This window comes from Mycolicibacterium pyrenivorans (assembly GCF_025821625.1).
Taxonomy (GTDB): domain Bacteria; phylum Actinomycetota; class Actinomycetes; order Mycobacteriales; family Mycobacteriaceae; genus Mycobacterium; species Mycobacterium pyrenivorans.
The window spans coordinates 17,899-32,192 of the sequence record NZ_JACKSH010000234.1; the positions used below are offsets into that span (position 1 = coordinate 17,899).

Annotated in this window: 21 protein-coding genes; 14 read left to right on the forward strand and 7 right to left on the reverse strand. The window is 68.1% G+C overall.

Translation table 11 applies throughout. The annotated features are described in order from the left end of the window. Positions 1 to 165: 165 nt before the first annotated feature. Both H7I57_RS25055 and H7I57_RS25060 read left to right on the forward strand, forming a co-directional pair. Positions 166 to 411, forward strand: coding sequence for a hypothetical protein (locus H7I57_RS25055; RefSeq protein ID WP_264026830.1), 246 nt, complete (start codon positions 166 to 168; stop codon positions 409 to 411). Continuing rightward, positions 398 to 799 (forward strand): type II toxin-antitoxin system VapC family toxin, encoded by a 402-nt coding sequence (locus tag H7I57_RS25060; RefSeq protein ID WP_264026831.1) that lies wholly within the window; start codon positions 398 to 400, stop codon positions 797 to 799. The genes H7I57_RS25055 and H7I57_RS25060 overlap by 14 nt, the downstream gene beginning before the upstream one ends. Positions 800 to 818: 19 nt before the next feature. Here the strand turns inward: H7I57_RS25060 and H7I57_RS25065 are convergent, their stop codons facing one another. From H7I57_RS25065 to H7I57_RS25075, 3 genes are read right to left on the reverse strand one after another with little or no spacing between them, the layout of a single operon-like run. Continuing rightward, positions 819 to 2,384: an acyl-CoA carboxylase subunit beta gene (locus H7I57_RS25065; protein ID WP_264026832.1), complete on the reverse strand. Its 1,566-nt coding sequence runs from the start codon at positions 2,382 to 2,384 to the stop codon at positions 819 to 821. Continuing rightward, positions 2,377 to 2,646: a DivIVA domain-containing protein gene (locus tag H7I57_RS25070; RefSeq protein WP_264026833.1), complete on the reverse strand. Its 270-nt coding sequence runs from the start codon at positions 2,644 to 2,646 to the stop codon at positions 2,377 to 2,379. The genes H7I57_RS25065 and H7I57_RS25070 overlap by 8 nt, the downstream gene beginning before the upstream one ends. Positions 2,647 to 2,690: 44 nt before the next feature. Further along, positions 2,691 to 3,140 carry a hypothetical protein gene (locus H7I57_RS25075; protein ID WP_264026835.1) on the reverse strand — a complete coding sequence of 150 codons (450 nt, stop codon included), beginning with the start codon at positions 3,138 to 3,140 and terminating at the stop codon, positions 2,691 to 2,693. 183 nt (positions 3,141 to 3,323) lie between these two features. On the opposite strand from H7I57_RS25075, the gene H7I57_RS25080 reads away from it, so the two are divergent. Genes H7I57_RS25080 through H7I57_RS25095 form a run of 4 tightly spaced genes read left to right on the forward strand, consistent with a single transcriptional unit; the run spans position 3,324 to position 5,908 of the window. Further along, on the forward strand, positions 3,324 to 3,767 hold the full coding sequence (locus H7I57_RS25080; protein WP_264026836.1) for an EVE domain-containing protein: 444 nt from the start codon (positions 3,324 to 3,326) through the stop codon (positions 3,765 to 3,767). Next, on the forward strand, positions 3,764 to 4,729 hold the full coding sequence (locus H7I57_RS25085; RefSeq protein ID WP_264026837.1) for a pirin family protein: 966 nt from the start codon (positions 3,764 to 3,766) through the stop codon (positions 4,727 to 4,729). The genes H7I57_RS25080 and H7I57_RS25085 overlap by 4 nt, the downstream gene beginning before the upstream one ends. 18 nt (positions 4,730 to 4,747) lie before the next feature. Then, positions 4,748 to 5,080, forward strand: coding sequence for a GNAT family N-acetyltransferase (locus H7I57_RS25090; RefSeq protein ID WP_264026839.1), 333 nt, complete (start codon positions 4,748 to 4,750; stop codon positions 5,078 to 5,080). Between the two features lie 15 nt (positions 5,081 to 5,095). After that, complete coding sequence (locus H7I57_RS25095; RefSeq protein WP_264026841.1) at positions 5,096 to 5,908, forward strand: acyl-CoA thioesterase domain-containing protein; 813 nt, start codon at positions 5,096 to 5,098, stop codon at positions 5,906 to 5,908. Here H7I57_RS25095 and H7I57_RS25100 read toward each other — a convergent pair. Next, on the reverse strand, positions 5,901 to 6,401 hold the full coding sequence (locus H7I57_RS25100; protein WP_264026843.1) for a pyridoxamine 5'-phosphate oxidase family protein: 501 nt from the start codon (positions 6,399 to 6,401) through the stop codon (positions 5,901 to 5,903). The genes H7I57_RS25095 and H7I57_RS25100 overlap by 8 nt on opposite strands. On the opposite strand from H7I57_RS25100, the gene H7I57_RS25105 reads away from it, so the two are divergent. Beyond that, positions 6,343 to 6,570 carry a DUF3072 domain-containing protein gene (locus tag H7I57_RS25105; RefSeq protein WP_264026844.1) on the forward strand — a complete coding sequence of 76 codons (228 nt, stop codon included), beginning with the start codon at positions 6,343 to 6,345 and terminating at the stop codon, positions 6,568 to 6,570. The genes H7I57_RS25100 and H7I57_RS25105 overlap by 59 nt on opposite strands. 41 nt (positions 6,571 to 6,611) lie before the next feature. Then, the gene (locus H7I57_RS25110; protein ID WP_264026846.1) at positions 6,612 to 6,803 is read left to right on the forward strand and encodes a hypothetical protein; all 192 of its coding nucleotides are present in this window, start codon (positions 6,612 to 6,614) and stop codon (positions 6,801 to 6,803) included. A 25-nt stretch (positions 6,804 to 6,828) separates the two neighbouring features. Here H7I57_RS25110 and H7I57_RS25115 read toward each other — a convergent pair whose 3' ends face one another. After that, positions 6,829 to 7,437: a hypothetical protein gene (locus H7I57_RS25115; RefSeq protein ID WP_264026847.1), complete on the reverse strand. Its 609-nt coding sequence runs from the start codon at positions 7,435 to 7,437 to the stop codon at positions 6,829 to 6,831. 196 nt (positions 7,438 to 7,633) lie between these two features. Between H7I57_RS25115 and H7I57_RS25120 the strand changes: the two genes are divergently transcribed. Further along, the gene (locus tag H7I57_RS25120) at positions 7,634 to 8,740 is read left to right on the forward strand and encodes a GGDEF domain-containing protein (RefSeq protein ID WP_264026848.1); all 1,107 of its coding nucleotides are present in this window, start codon (positions 7,634 to 7,636) and stop codon (positions 8,738 to 8,740) included. A 94-nt stretch (positions 8,741 to 8,834) separates the two neighbouring features. On the opposite strand, the gene H7I57_RS25125 is transcribed toward H7I57_RS25120, so the two are convergent. After that, the gene (locus H7I57_RS25125) at positions 8,835 to 9,104 is read right to left on the reverse strand and encodes a YdeI/OmpD-associated family protein (protein WP_264026849.1); all 270 of its coding nucleotides are present in this window, start codon (positions 9,102 to 9,104) and stop codon (positions 8,835 to 8,837) included. A 51-nt stretch (positions 9,105 to 9,155) separates the two neighbouring features. Here H7I57_RS25125 and H7I57_RS25130 point away from each other — a divergent pair, with 51 nt between their 5' ends. Further along, positions 9,156 to 9,821, forward strand: a complete 666-nt coding sequence (locus H7I57_RS25130; protein ID WP_264026851.1) for a DUF998 domain-containing protein — start codon at positions 9,156 to 9,158, stop codon at positions 9,819 to 9,821. Here the strand turns inward: H7I57_RS25130 and H7I57_RS25135 are convergent. Next, positions 9,766 to 10,467, reverse strand: coding sequence for an SDR family oxidoreductase (locus tag H7I57_RS25135; RefSeq protein WP_264026854.1), 702 nt, complete (start codon positions 10,465 to 10,467; stop codon positions 9,766 to 9,768). The two genes, H7I57_RS25130 and H7I57_RS25135, sit on opposite strands and share 56 nt — an antisense overlap. 84 nt (positions 10,468 to 10,551) lie before the next feature. Between H7I57_RS25135 and H7I57_RS25140 the strand changes: the two genes are divergently transcribed. The 4 genes from H7I57_RS25140 (at position 10,552) to H7I57_RS25155 (ending at position 14,292) form a co-directional block, all read left to right on the forward strand. After that, complete coding sequence (locus H7I57_RS25140) at positions 10,552 to 11,133, forward strand: CGNR zinc finger domain-containing protein (RefSeq protein WP_264026855.1); 582 nt, start codon at positions 10,552 to 10,554, stop codon at positions 11,131 to 11,133. Between the two features lie 152 nt (positions 11,134 to 11,285). Next, the gene (locus H7I57_RS25145) at positions 11,286 to 12,503 is read left to right on the forward strand and encodes an ABC transporter substrate-binding protein (protein WP_264026856.1); all 1,218 of its coding nucleotides are present in this window, start codon (positions 11,286 to 11,288) and stop codon (positions 12,501 to 12,503) included. Further along, positions 12,500 to 13,459 carry an ABC transporter permease subunit gene (locus tag H7I57_RS25150; RefSeq protein ID WP_264026858.1) on the forward strand — a complete coding sequence of 320 codons (960 nt, stop codon included), beginning with the start codon at positions 12,500 to 12,502 and terminating at the stop codon, positions 13,457 to 13,459. The genes H7I57_RS25145 and H7I57_RS25150 overlap by 4 nt, the downstream gene beginning before the upstream one ends. After that, positions 13,456 to 14,292, forward strand: coding sequence for an ABC transporter permease (locus H7I57_RS25155; RefSeq protein WP_264026859.1), 837 nt, complete (start codon positions 13,456 to 13,458; stop codon positions 14,290 to 14,292). The genes H7I57_RS25150 and H7I57_RS25155 overlap by 4 nt, the downstream gene beginning before the upstream one ends. Positions 14,293 to 14,294 lie beyond the last annotated feature (2 nt).

The following is a 14,294-nucleotide window of genomic DNA, read 5'->3' on the forward strand; positions in this document are numbered from 1 at the left end:
GGCCCCAACCACAACTGTCGCTACGTGCGACCACTCGCCGAGAGGCGCCATGGCGGCACCGTCCCAACTTTCACCAGGTATCGATGAACCGGCACTCCGCCCGCGGCAGACAGCAGGGATGGCGGAGGAATCGCGACATGCAAACTCGCATGTTATCATGCGGAGATGCCTAAGACGATTCAGATTCGCGACCTCGATGATGACGTATACGCCGGACTCGTGCGTCGCGCGGGCGAGGAAGGGATCACCGTGCCGGAACTGCTGCGTAGGGAGGCGGCTCGGTTGGCAGCACGCCCGTCCGTGAAGCAGTGGCTGGCGCGGACCGGCCGCCGGCCGTCGCAGGTGTCAACTCCGGAAGTGTTGGCCGCCTTGGACGAATGGCGCGGTGAGTGGCCCGATGCTGGTCGTTGACGCCTCCTGCCTATTCGAAGTAGTGGCCGATACGCCACGGGCGGACGAGATCGCGGCGCGCCTACTCGCGGACGACGATCATGCCGCCCCGCATGTCATCGATGTCGAGGTAATGGGGGTCATCCGCAGTCAGTATCTGCAGGGGAGGTTGGATGGGACGGCCGCCAATCAAGCCGTCGCTGACCTACGCGACTGGCCCGGCGAGCGCTTTGCCCACCGCTGGCTGCTCGACCGAACATGGCAGCTGCGCGAATCTGTACGGGGATGGGACGCGTTCTACGTGGCGCTGGCCGAGGCTTTTGACGCGACCCTGCTGACGATGGACGCCCGGCTTGCGCGCGCCCATGGACCCGCCTGCCGGATCGAGGTCTTGGGCATAACGGGTTAAGCCGGCACCTGCCCCACTTTCACCAGGTATCGATGAACCGGCCCCGCGAGGGTTTCGGTCCCGCGGCCGCGCCTAGCGTCGCGGCGATGACGGAACGCGTCTCGGCGGGGTCGATGACGTCGTCGATCTCGAACAGCATGGCGGCGTTCAGCGCCTTCGCGTTCTCCTGCGCCGCCGCCGTCGCCTGCCGAACACGCTCCTCACGCTCGTCCTCGTCGGCGATCGCGTCCAGTTCCTTGCGCAGCCCGAGTCGCACCGCACCCTCGAGGCCCATCGGTCCCAGATGCGCGCCGGGCCACGCCACCGTCAGCACCGGTTCGTGCAGGCTGCCTCCGGCCATCGCCTGGGCACCCAACCCGTACCCGCGACGCAGCACCACTGCGATCAGCGGCACCCGAATCGTCGCCCCAGCCAGCAACATCCGCGACGCGCGGCGCACCAGGGACTCCGCCTCGGCGGCCGGGCCGACCATGTAGCCCGGGCAGTCGATGAGTGAGACGACGGGCAGCCCGAACGCGTCGCACAACCGCAGGAAGCGTGCCGCCTTGTCCGAGGCGGCAGCGGTGATCGCGCCCGCGGTGAACCGGGTGTCGTTGGCGATGACGCCGACGGCCCGGCCCTCGATACGCGCGAGCGCGGTCACCATCTCGCGGGCGAACCGCGGCCGCAGCAACGTCACCGACCCCTCGTCCGCGAGGGTCTCGATGATCGGTGCGACGTCGTAGGCGCGGCGCTCCCGCTCGGGCACGGCGGTGCGCAGCGTGCTCTGGTCGGGTTCGGTCCATGTCGCGGTCGAACCCTGGAAGTAGCCGAGCAGTCGTCTGGTGACCGCGACGGCCTCGGCCTCGTCGGCGACGACGACGTCGACGTTGCCGTTGGGTTCCTGCACCGACATCGGCCCGACGTCGTCGGGATGCACGTCGCCGAGCCCGCCCCCGGCGATCATGGCGGGCCCGCCCATGCCCAGCGACGCATCCCTGGTCGCGACGATGAGGTCGGAAGCGCCTGCGATGACGGCATTTCCGGCGAAACACCGACCCTTGACGACGGCGATGCGCGGCACGACGCCCGACAGTCTGGCCCACAGCGCGAACGCGCGGGTGTCGAGCGCGGAGACCACGGGATAGTCGGTGTCGCCGGGCCGACCGCCACCACCTTCCGCGAAGAACACCGTCGGCAACCGCATCCGGTCGATCAGTTCGAACAGCCGGTCCTTCTTGCGGTGACCGAGCGCGCCCTGGGTGCCGGCGAGCACCGTGTAGTCGTAGGACAGCACCGCGCAGGCGCTGCGCTCGTCGCCGAAGAGATCGCCGTTGATCCGTGCGGTGCCCGCGATCAGGCCGTCGGCGGGGGTGCGGGCGATGAGGTCGTCGACGTCGCGGCGGAAGCGTTGCGGCGCGATGGCGAACCGGCCGTACTCGACGAACGACCCCGGGTCGACGACGTCCTCGACGTTCTCCCGCGCGGTGCGCCCGCCTGCGGCGTGTCTGCGGTCGACCGCGTCGGGCCTCGCGGCGTCCTCGGTCAGCGCTCGGCGCCGGCGCAACTCGGCGAGGTCGGCGCGAGGCTCGGCAGGGTCAGGCATCGAGATGTGCGATGGCCGCGGCGATTTCGTCGAGCAGATCGTCGACCTGCCGCTCGTCGTAGCCACGCTTGCCGAGTTTCGGTTTGTTGAAGCGCACCCCGCGAACGTCTGCCGCCGCCAGGTGTCCCCTGCCGTCGAGCCTGCGGGCCGCCAGCGCGAGGAAGTCGTTCACCGATTTCTCGTCGTAGCCACGCTTGGGCCACGGGGGCTTCTCGAAGGTGATGCCGCGCAGATTCTCAGCCGTCAGTGCTCCATCGCCCATGGCGTCAGACTCTATCCACAGACCGCCTCGTCCGGCGTCGCAGTTCAGAACGGACGCACGTCCACCGCGTTGACATGAAGCCCGTGCCCGCTGTCGTCATTCTTGATCTCGGTCCGAAGCTCCTCGGTCCTCACTGTCCAACCGTTGACCCTGTAGGTCTGGCCGACACCCAGCACGACGTCTGCTTCCGCGGGACCTGGAATCTGTCCGGCACCCCACCACGATTCACCGGCGCCGCGGCTCACCACGAGATTCAGCCTCTCCGAGAATTTTCCTGTGGACATCGGTGATTCGCCGAAATGGCCCCCGTCCGACCGTCCGCAGATCGCCATCGCGTAGCCGCGACCCATGTAATTCGCGGTGAGAAGACACCGCACCTCGCCGTTTTGGACGCGGACGACCTGGTCGCCGTCGGCGGCAGCTGCCTGCGGGGCGAATGGACACGCACCGAGGAGCAGGACCGCCGCCGAGGCTGCGGTCAGGTTGCGAAACATGGCCCTACAAGGATCAGGAACCTTGACACAATCGCGATGCTCGCACGACGCGGGCGCGAGCGGTGCATTTTCAGCAAACTGGCGCACACCGCTTGGGCTCGACGTTGTTCGCCTTCAGATTCTTATCCACAGGCCGCCTGATGACGGTGTCACGGTGTCGGTGCGTGGACATAGCGTCATGACATGACGAACTGGATCAACACGGTCAGCCGTGACCACGTCGAGCGCGGGGTTCGGGGCCGCTTCACCCAGGCCAACCACGGAAAGCCGCACATGCTGCGCAAGATGGAGCGCGGTGACTGGATCATCTTCTACTCACCGCGGACGCTGTACCCCGACGGTCCACCACTGCAGGCGTTCACCGCGATCGGCCGCGTCGCCGACGACGAGCCGTACCAGGTGGAGGTGTCGCCGGACTTCCAGCCGTGGCGGCGCAACGTCGACTTCCTGGACTGCGCCGAGGCACCGATCCGGCCGTTGATCGAGCGGCTGGAGTTCATCGAGGACACGGCGCGCTGGGGCTACAAGTTCCGCTTCGGGGTGCTCCGCATCGACGACCACGACCTCGAGGTCATCCGGTCGGCGATGGTCCCGGCGAGCATCGAGGAGACTACTGTGGGCACATGAGCAACACCGATGTGGCGCCCACCGAAGTCGACTGTGTCGCATCATCTTTCACCGGTGTGTTACATCCACGCGAGGTGCCCCTCGGCGGGCCGCGGGCGATCCGTGTCCGGCGCACGCTCCCCCAGCGCGAACGGTCGCTGATCGGGGCGTGGTGTTTCGCCGACCACTACGGTCCGCACGACGTCCGCGGCGGCACCGGGATGGACGTCCCGCCCCATCCGCACACCGGCCTGCAGACGGTGAGCTGGTTGTTCAGCGGCGCGGTCGAACACCGCGACAGCGCCGGTGTGCATGCGCTGGTGCACCCCGGGGAACTGAACCTGATGACCGCAGGTGCGGGGATCTGCCATTCCGAGGTGTCGACTGCCAACACATCGATGCTGCACGGGGTGCAGCTGTGGGTGGCGCTGCCCGACTCCGCCCGCGACACCGGCCGCGATTTCGCGCACTACGCACCGCGGCCCCACTCGGCAGACGGCGTCACCGTGCGGGTGTTCCTCGGCGAGCTGGAGGCAGACCGGTCACCGGTGCACACGTTCACACCGCTGCTGGGCGCGCAGGTCGACCTCGAACCCGGCGCGGAGGTGACGCTGGGCGTCGACGGCACCTTCGAGCACGGTGTCCTGCTCGACCAGGGCGATGTCGAGGCGTGCGGCGCGGCGCTCGCGGTCGCCGATCTCGCGTACCAGGGCCCCGGTCACAACCGGCTGCATCTGGCCAACCGGGGCGAGGGGCCCGCGCGGGCGATACTGCTCGGCGGCGCCCCGTTCGAGGAGCAGCTCGTGATGTGGTGGAACTTCGTCGGCCGCAGCCACGACGACATCGTGGCCTACCGCGACCAGTGGGAGAACCACGACGCGCGCTTCGGCGCGGTCGACGGGTACCGCGGCACGCTGGCACGGCTGCCGGCCCCGCCCCTTCCCAACGGCCGGCTGCGGCCGCGGGTGAATCCCGGCGTGTGATCCGGGTATGGGGAAAGCATGACCACCGACAAGAACGGCACACCCACCGACGTCACCACCGAAGCCGACCGCTTCAGCATCTCCGTGGACGGACAGAAAGCCGGCTTCACCGAGTACTTCGACCATGACGGGCAGCGGATCTTCCCGCACACCGAAATCGGCGACGAGTTCGGTGGGCGCGGTTTGGCGACCATCCTCATCCGCGAGGCGCTTGACGCCACCCGGGCCGCCGGCCTTCGCATCGTCGCGGTCTGTCCGATGGTCGCCGGCGTCATCGAGAAGAACCCCGAGTTCGCCGACCTCGTCGACCCGGTGTCCACCGACGTCAAACGGCTGCTGGACAAGCGGTAGCGCTATCGTCGCCCGGTGACTACCCGGGCATTCTTCGTCGCCGACCGAGACGTATTCGTACCCACGGCACTGGCGCGGGGTCCCTGGGGACAGACCATCAGCGGCAACTACGTCGGCGGCCTGCTCGGCCACGTCATCGAACGCGACCACGGCGACCCCGAGCTGCAGCCGGCCCGCCTCACCGTCGACCTGTTCCGGCCGGCCCCGCTCGCGGTCCCGGTGCGGGTGCACACCGATGTCAGTCGCGCGGGGCGGCGACTCAAGCTGGTGGAGGCGACGATGACACAGGCCGACACCGTCGTCGCCCGCGCCTCCGCGCTGTTCCTGCGGCGCGGAGAGCAGCCGACCGAACAGCGGTGGTCGACGCCGGTGACCATGCCGCCACTACCGCCGATGCCGGATCCCGTCCCCGACGACGTCGTCACGCTGGTGTGGTCCTACGGCAAGGACGGGGACACCCCGAGCATCGGGCTCGGAGGCTGGGCCCACAGCGGACCGAAGTACATCTGGGTACAGGACCTGGTGCCGCTGGTGGCCGGTGTGGAGCTGACGCCGTTCGCGCGCGCCTCGATGGCCGGGGACATGGCTAGTTCGCTGACCCACTTCGGGCCCGACGGCCTGCCGTTCATCAATGCCGACTACACGTTGACGCTCAGCCGGCTCCCCGACGGCCCCTACCTCGGTCTGGCTTCGCTGACGCACTCCAGCCACGCCGGCGTCGCGACCGGCACCGCCGTCGTCGTGGACGAGACCGGGCCGATCGGCACCGCCACCGCCACCGCACTGGCGAATCCGGGATTCGCACCGCCGCGCGGGCTCGTCAGCTGAGGTACTGGGCGGTACTGCCCGACAACGGCATCCCCGGCATCCCCAGCTTGCGGTGATCCCAGCTGCGCATCCGGGACGGCACCACGCGCACACAGATGCGGTTGTTCATCATCTGGTCCACGAACGGCCGCATGTCCTCGGAGTACGGGCCGGTGTAACGCTCCCACACACTGATTCCGACCCGGAGATTGGTCTCGGGGTCGTCGATGATCTCGGCCTCACCGTCGATCGACACCCCGCGCAGCGTGTCGTAGGTCTGGCCGTCCTCGATCATCACGGTGATGGTCGGATCCCGACGCAGGTTGACCGCCTTCTGCGACTTGGCCTTCGTCTCGAACCAGATCTCGCCGTCGAGCACCGCGTACCACATCGCGACCAGGTGTGGCCGTCCGCTGGGGAGCACGGTGGCCATGGTGGCGGTGCGACTCTGTTCGATGAACTCGGCGATCTCGGCGTCGGTCATCACGATCTTCGAGCGTTCGTTGTTGCCCACGTCCTCGATACTTTCAGGTGCCTGCTACCGCCGGCACCCCGGTTCACGACTCGGCCGGTTTCGAACACAGATTCGATGGGCGCCCCGGGAGGTGCCGGAGGACGTCACGAAGGCGCAGGCCTCCGACCTGATCGACCAACTGCAACAGCAGACCGGCCGGGGCGACTGACCGGTCAGTTTCGATTGCGGCGCAACGGGAATACGCGCCCCATGGCTACCTACCGCGTGCTGAATCCCAAGGGCGATGTCGTCGATACCAAGGACATCGAGAGTGCCGAAGACGCCCACGCCTGGTTCGTCGACTCGAAGGCCGACAACTCGGAACTCGGTTGGCGGATGGAGGTCAAGTCCGACGACGGCGACTGGGCGTTCTTCGACGATTCCGAGGGCGCCTCGAACTGACCGCGCGAACGGCCGGCATCAGGTCTCAGTAGAAGGCGACCGGAGGCAACGGCCAGATCTTGCCGCCGCAGTTGCGGCCGAAGAAGCGCACTCGGCTGTCGTGCGGTTCCGTCAGCGTCAGCGCCGCGATCCTGCGGAACTGGCCGACCGGCGGGCTGATGGCGAAGCTCAGTTCGTCGCCGACACCGAACCGCAGATCGCGTCCGGTCGTCGAGGGAAGAACCCCGAAGAGAACCGGTTGCCATCCGGCCAGATACAGCCACAGTGACGAGTAGAGCGCGGCCACGGAGTCGGTCGGCAGCGCGGCGTGGTGCAACGGTGCGCCGTCGGCGGACGACGCCATCAGGAAATCCTGATCCCGGCCCGGGCCGTACGCATCGGGGATCTTCACGCACAGCTTGCGGACCGAGGTGTCGCGCCGGTCCGGCCCCACCTGGACGACGGCGCGATGCGTGGCTCCCGGCCGCAACAGGGTCACCGAGTCCGGGACCCGGGCGTCGTCGTCGATGGTCAGTGTGGCGCCGAAGGTTTCGCCGTCGGCGCTGAACAGGTCACCTGGCCATCCCAACAAGGCGCCCGCAGTCGCTCGGACAGCCTCCGCACCCGCCGCGAGCACACCACCTGTGATTCGCACCCCGACTTGATACCCGAAAGCCCGGAATCGACACCAGACGGCGGGGGTCTGGTGCCGGACAGCGACGGCCTCGAGGCACCTGGCTGATTCGTGTCATAGGCACCTGGTCGTTGTCAGTATGTTGGTTGCGGGGCTCCGCGATCGCCGCCATCTCCATGAACCGTGGATGCCTGGACAGACCTGGGGGACGACGAGCATGGCCACATCATCCAGTACGTGGCTGCGACCCAGCCACTACGACTGGCTGAGTGGATACCTGCGCGCCCGCGGCATGATCGGCCCGGTTCGGCTGACGATGGGGCTCATCGCCGGTTGGCTCATCGTGAGCCTGCTGATTCTGCTGTCCAGTGACGACGGCCCTCGCGGCGCCCTGCCCGTCGCGATGACGTGGATCGCGGCGGCCGGCGGGGTGCTCGGCGTGCTGCTGTGGCTCTGGCGCTGGCCGACGCAGCGGCAGTCCCAGGTGTTCGCGGTGGTGTGCAACGGCTCCGTGGCGCTAGCCTGCCTGTCCTATCCGAACCCGCTGGGGGCGCTGACCGGTTGTATCGCGTTCGCGATCATGGGCGCCTACGTCGCGTTCCTCCACTCCACGGTGCTGGTTCTGTACAACTTCACCATCGCTGCCTCCGTCGGCCTCACCGCCGCGATCAGGCTGGCGGCATCTGGGCACCCGGCCCTGGCCATCGTCGACTTCTCCCTCGTCGTGCTGATCAACATCGCGATGCCGCTGGCGATCCAGTTCCTCGTCCGCGCCCTCGGCGTCGACCTGGTGCATGCGGCCCGTGACTCACTGACCGGTCTGCTCAACCGACGTTCGTTCTTCGAGGTGGCCCTGGAACGCGTCGTCGAGCGTGACGGCGCGGCGCGCTACCTGGTGGTGGCGGTGGTCGACCTCGACAAGTTCAAGGCGATCAACGACACCCACGGCCACCACGTCGGTGACGAGGCGTTGGTGGCCGTCGCGCAGGCGTTGACCGGCGCCGTCGGCGAGACCGCGGTGATCGGCCGCAGTGGCGGCGAGGAGTTCTTCGTCGCCAAGCTGTCGTCGGACGACGATGCGAAATCGCTCGCGCGCCGCATCTGCCAGTCCATCGCCGAACTGCCCATCTCGGTGACGGCCAGCGTCGGTACCGTGTGCGCGCCATTGCCGGAGCCCCCGCACGATCACGGGCGCGCGCCTCACCTTCTCGGCCGGCTCGTGGTGGTGGCCGACCAGGCAATGTACCGCGCGAAGCGCGCGGGCGGTAACCGGTTTCACCACCACGGCCTGCTGCACTCCGCACCGACCATGGGCGAGCTGTGATGTCGGGTCCGACTCGGACAACGACCGCGTAACCGCCGGCGACGAGCGATCAGACAGATACCGGCGCGGCGCAACCGTCGTGCTGGAGTGGGGGTTATGCCTTGCCGTTGCGCTCGCGGTGCTTGCACCCGGGCCAGCAGCAGGGGCGACGCTGGCCTTCCTCGAGTTCCTCCTGCGTTCGCCGGATCCGCCGCTCCCGGGTCTTCTGCTGCTTGGCGTCCTCCACCCAGCAGATGAACTCGTTGCGGGCCAGCGGGGTGATGTCCTTCCACGCCGTGAGTGCGGTCTCGTTGACGCTCAGCGCGTCACGCAAGTCGGCGGGCAACTTGTGCACCACACCGCCGGGGACACGCTGGCTGCTCACCGGGACAGGATAACGGGGCATCGCGCCCGGATGCCATGACACGCTGTCGTGGTGCGCGCCACGAGGCAGTCAGCGGTCCTGCGTGTGGCGGCGGCACTTTGGATCGTCGCGGGTGCCTGGTATCTGGGCGTGGAAGCCGTTGTAGCCCAAGGGTTTCCCGGCTACAGCTATTCGGCGGACTACATCAGCGACTTGGGCAGGCCGTGGCAGTCACCGCTTGCTGCGTGGATGAACGGCGCCTTCATCGTGCAGGGACTCGCGTTCGCCGTCGCCGCTTCCCTGGTCGTCACCGTGATGCGGCCGCGCCCTGGGACCGTCGCGTTTCTCGGACTCGCCTGGGTCTACGGCCTCGGCTGTGTGGTCGTCGGCGTCTTTCCCAGCGGGGGCGCCGACGCCGTGATGCACGTCCGCGGTGCGACCGCCGCGATCGTCGCGGGCAATCTGGCCGTCCTGACCGCCGGCGTGCTGCTGTGTCGGCGCCGATGCCGCGCGCTCGGTGTCGCCGGCGTGGCGCTCGGAGCCGCCGGGCTGGTGTGCGGCGGGGTTGTGCTGGGCAACGCTGCGCTGGATGTCGAGCCGTTCTTCGGCGACGGCGCCTGGGAGCGGGGCGCGGTCGACTCGATCATTGCCTGGCAGCTGTTGGCTGGTGTGCTGTTGTGGATCAGACCGTCGAGGTGCGCAACGGATTCGGGATCGGATTCGCCAGCCCGGCTCTGACCGTGCGCGTGAGATCGTCTGCCAGCACCTCGATCTCGTCGCGTTCGACGCCGTCCACGATCGCGGCGGCGACGTCACGGGGGTCGTTCTTCGGCGCATCGACGTCGGCGACCATGTCGGTGTCGGTGTAGCCCAGATGTACGCCGACGACCAACGTGTTCTGCGGCGCGAGTTCCTGACGCAGCGAGTTGGTCGCCGACCACAGCGCCGCCTTGCTGTCGCCGTACGCGCCCGACCCGCTCAGCCAGGACAGCACCGAGGCGATGTCGACCAGGGCCCCTCCCCCGTTGGCGGCCAGCACCGGCGCGAACGCCCGGGCGACGCGCAGCGCGCCGAAGTAGTTGGTCTCGAACACGGATCGGATCTGCTCGAAGTCCTCGTGGAGCAGCGACGGGCCCGCCAGCGCCCCGGCGTTGTTGACGACGATCCGGGCGTCGGGGGCGGCCGCCGCCACAGCGGCGACGGAATCCGGGTCGGTGACGTCGAGCGAGACGCTGACGACCCGCGGATCCTCGCTGGGCTTCGGCGCCCGCGCGGTGGCGTACACCTTGGCCGCGCCGCGGCGGAGTAACTCGTCGACGATCGCCTTGCCGAGTCCTCGTTGACCGCCGGTGACTACCGCGACCGCGTTCTGCACATCAACCATGTCGCGCTCCTAGACGTAGGTGAAATAGTTTTGTCTATGTCAGGCATAGTCCGCTGTGGTGACGTAGTCAAGTAGTGTTGACCTATGTCACGTTCATGGCCAGCGACAGGTCGCTACCGTCTTCGGACGGCGCCGGCAGGACTGGCGCTCGTCCAGGATCTGCTCAACACCCTGGCGATCGGTGAATACGGCCCCGACCTGCTCACCGACGGCGCCACCGCGTCGGCCTGGGCTGTCGAGGCGGCCGCCGTGTGGTCGGAGGTGTCGGGCCTGCCCACGCCGGCGATGGTGCTGACGGACCGGGACGCTCAGCGGCTGCGATCGTTGCGCGACGTGCTGCGGGAAATGATCGTCGCGCAGCGCCCGCCGACGCGGGCCCCTCTCGACGCCGCGGCCGACCTCGAACTGAGCGACGGGGGCCGAGTGCGCTTGGTACCTAACGGCGCCGGTGCGCAGTGGCTCGCGTCCGCGGTCTGGATTGAAGTCCTGCTCGGCCAGCAGTCCTCGACCTGGCCACGCCTCAAGTTCTGCCGGGAACCCGCCTGCGGTTCCGCGTTCTACGACCACTCCAGGAACAACAGCGGCGTGTGGCACGACGTGAAGACCTGCGGCAACCGAGCCAATCTGCGTACCTCGCGGGCCCGACGCAGGACCGCGAAGCCGTGACCGCGCATCCCGGGTGAGTACTGGCCATCGCTCGGGATGACCGTTGCCCGGGCCTCAGGAGCATGGGACTCAACCATTTCCGCGATTGGTCTATACCAATTCTTCACGTCCTGTTCCCACCGCGAACACCCGGCGGTCAGGGCGCCGTCGCGGTGTCCGGCGAGGGTCTGAGCCACCAGCGCGGCACCTCACGCGGCGCGACCACCCACGGGAGGCCCAACGTGTACGTGCCCGGTCCACAGAGAAACGCCCGACGGCTCGTTCCAGCCGTCCTCGCCGCGATCACGCTGCCGCTCGCGGCCTGCGGCGGATCGAGCACCGACAACGCGGCTGATCCCGCAGGTCCACCAGATGTCGACGCCGCCAAGGAGCAGGCCCAACAGTTCCGCACCGCGGGCATGCCCGACGACTGGATCAACTTCGGCGAGTTCTATCAGTCGGTATGTGACACCTACGAATTGGGCTGCAACGGCTTTGCGGTCCAGGCGGTCAACCGCACCGACACCGACATGAGCTCGGCCGAGGAGATCGCCGCGTTCAAGAACGAGTCGACCAACGCACCGATGTGCTCGGACATCGGTATCGCCTTCGGCCAGGTGGCCGAGGAGGAGGGCGTGCTGCTCCAGTACACCCCCGATGCGGCCGCCGACCTGCCCGCCGCGTTCAAGAGCGCCGACGGGGGCTGGGTCGCCTCGGCCGTTGGCGTCATCTCGATCATGACCAACACCGACGTGATCCCGAATCCGCCGAGATCCTTCGCCGACCTACTCAAGCCGGAATACAAAGGGAAGGTATCAATCTCCAATCCCGTGACGTCGGGTACAGGTCAGGCCACCGTGTTCTCGAGCGCGGCGGCACTGTCACAGAGCAAGGGCGAATTCGATCTCGACGCGGCCATCGACTACTGGGCCGAGTTCTTCCAGCTTGGTCAGCGCAACGAGGCCGAGTACTCCGCGGCGTCATTCGAACGCGGCGAAACCCCCATCCGGATTGCCTACGACTTCGTCAACATCCAGGGTGCCGACCTGGTCAAGGACAAGGGCGTCGGCGTGGAGATCGTGATCCCGGAAGAAGGCGGCGTATGGCAGCCCTCGGCAACGATGTGCAATAAGAAGACCGAGGATCCTGATCTGGCCAAACTCGTTCTGGACCACACGCTTTCAGAGAAGGGCCAGCTCGCCTTCGCCCAGGTGGGCGCGCGTCCGGTGCTCTACACGCTCGGCAAGCTCGACGTCCCCGCGGAACTGAAGGCCAACTGGCTGCCCGAGAGCCAGTACGCCAACGTCATCCAGTACCCCGACGATTCGTGGCCGCACCCCTCGGTGGTAGCCGCACGCTGGGAGAACGACGTCCTCACCGCGGGCGGATGACCGTCACCACCCGCCAGGCGCCCGACCCGGTCGTCGTACCCACGACCGGGTCGGGTGCCCCGCCGGGCCGACCGGAGCCCTGGCGGTGGCTGACCTCGGTTCGCACCGTCATCGCGCAGTGGGCCCCGGCGATCCCGTTCCTGGTCACAGCCGGCGGAGTGCTCATCGCCGCGGGAATCTGGTTGATCCGCACCAGTTTCGCCGGTCCCGACGGTGGCTGGACTCTCCAGCCGTGGCGAGACATCTTCGCCCAACAGATCACCCGGGAGGCGATGGTGCGCTCGCTGGGTTTGTCGGCGACCGTGGCGACGGTGTGTCTGGCCGTCGGGTCGGTGCTGGCCTACCACGTCTCCGGACTGGCCCGACGTGGCCGCGCCGCCGCGCAGGCGCTGCTCAACGTCGCCGCCAACTTCGGGGGCGCATCTCTTGCCATCGCAATGGTTTCGACGCTGGGTGCCGTCGGCTTCGTCCAGCTGCTGGTGCAGGACTGGTTCGGTCGCACGCTCGGTTTCGACCTGTACTCGTTCTGGGGCCTGGTCGTCACCTACCTGTACTTCCTCCTGCCGCTGTACGTGCTGCTGGTGCTGCCGGCCATGTCGGTGCTGCGCCCGGAGTGGTGGGAGGCGGTGCAGGCCGCGGGCGGGACGCGGTGGCACTACTGGCGTCGCGTCGGGCTTCCGGTGCTGTCGCCGTTCCTGCTTTCCGGATGGGTGCTGACGTTCGCGTGGTCGCTGGGCCAATTCTCGGTTCCCTACGCCCTTTTGGGTGAGACGACGACGACATCGTTGATCACCACGCGGCTGGGTAACTTCCTGTTCTCCGCCACCGGCGGGACGAACCGGTTCGAGCGGGCGGCAGCGCTGGCGGTGCTGCTGATGGTCATCTCGGCACTGGCGCTGGTGCTCTACCGGCTGATCGCCACCCGGATGCTCGCCCGACTGGAGGGGGCACGGTGACGGGCCGGGCCATGCCGCGGTGGACGCTGTTGGCCCTGTGGGGCGTCTTCCTCGCCCTGCCGGTGGTGGCGACCATGCTCTACTCGGTCGCCACGGTGTGGCGCGGGCAGGCGCTGCCGGACGGGTTCACCCTGAGCTGGTGGACCCAGACGCTGCGCGAACCCCGGGTTGTCGAGGCGTTGATGCGCTCCACCTGGCTGGCCGCGGTGACGGTGCTCGTCGTGGCGGCGATCGTGCTGCCGGCGCTGTACTGGGGGTACATCCGCAACCCGCGCATCCGCGTGGTCATGCAACTGTGCGCCCTGCTGCCGTTCGCGTTGCCGTTCGTGGTCCTCGCCTACGGCATCAAGCGCCTCGCCGGTGCCGGCGAACTCACCCAGCCCTGGGAGGCGAGCCCGCTTCTGGTCGTGCTCGGCCATGTGGCACTGGCGTTTCCGTTCTTCCTGTGGCCGGTCGACGGCGCGATGGCCGCGGCCGGGGTACGCCAACTGTCCGAGGCGGCCGAGACCTCCGGTGCGTCACCGCTCTCGACGTTGTTCCGGGTGGTCATCCCCAACATCCGCACCGGCATTCTCACCGGCGCGATCCTCACCTTCGCCACGTCGTTCGGTGAGTACTCGATCGCGCGGGTGATCACCGGCAGCTCGTTCGAGACGTTGCCGGTGTGGCAGGTGGGCGCGCTTCAGGACACCCGCGGCAATCCCAACGGCGTCGCGGTGATGGCGATGTTCACCTTCCTGCTCCTGTTCGTCGTCTCGGTGCTCATCGCGCGGACGGGCAAGGGGGAACCGCTGCGCCTGCTCCCCGGCATCGACCACAGCAACAAGCGATAGGA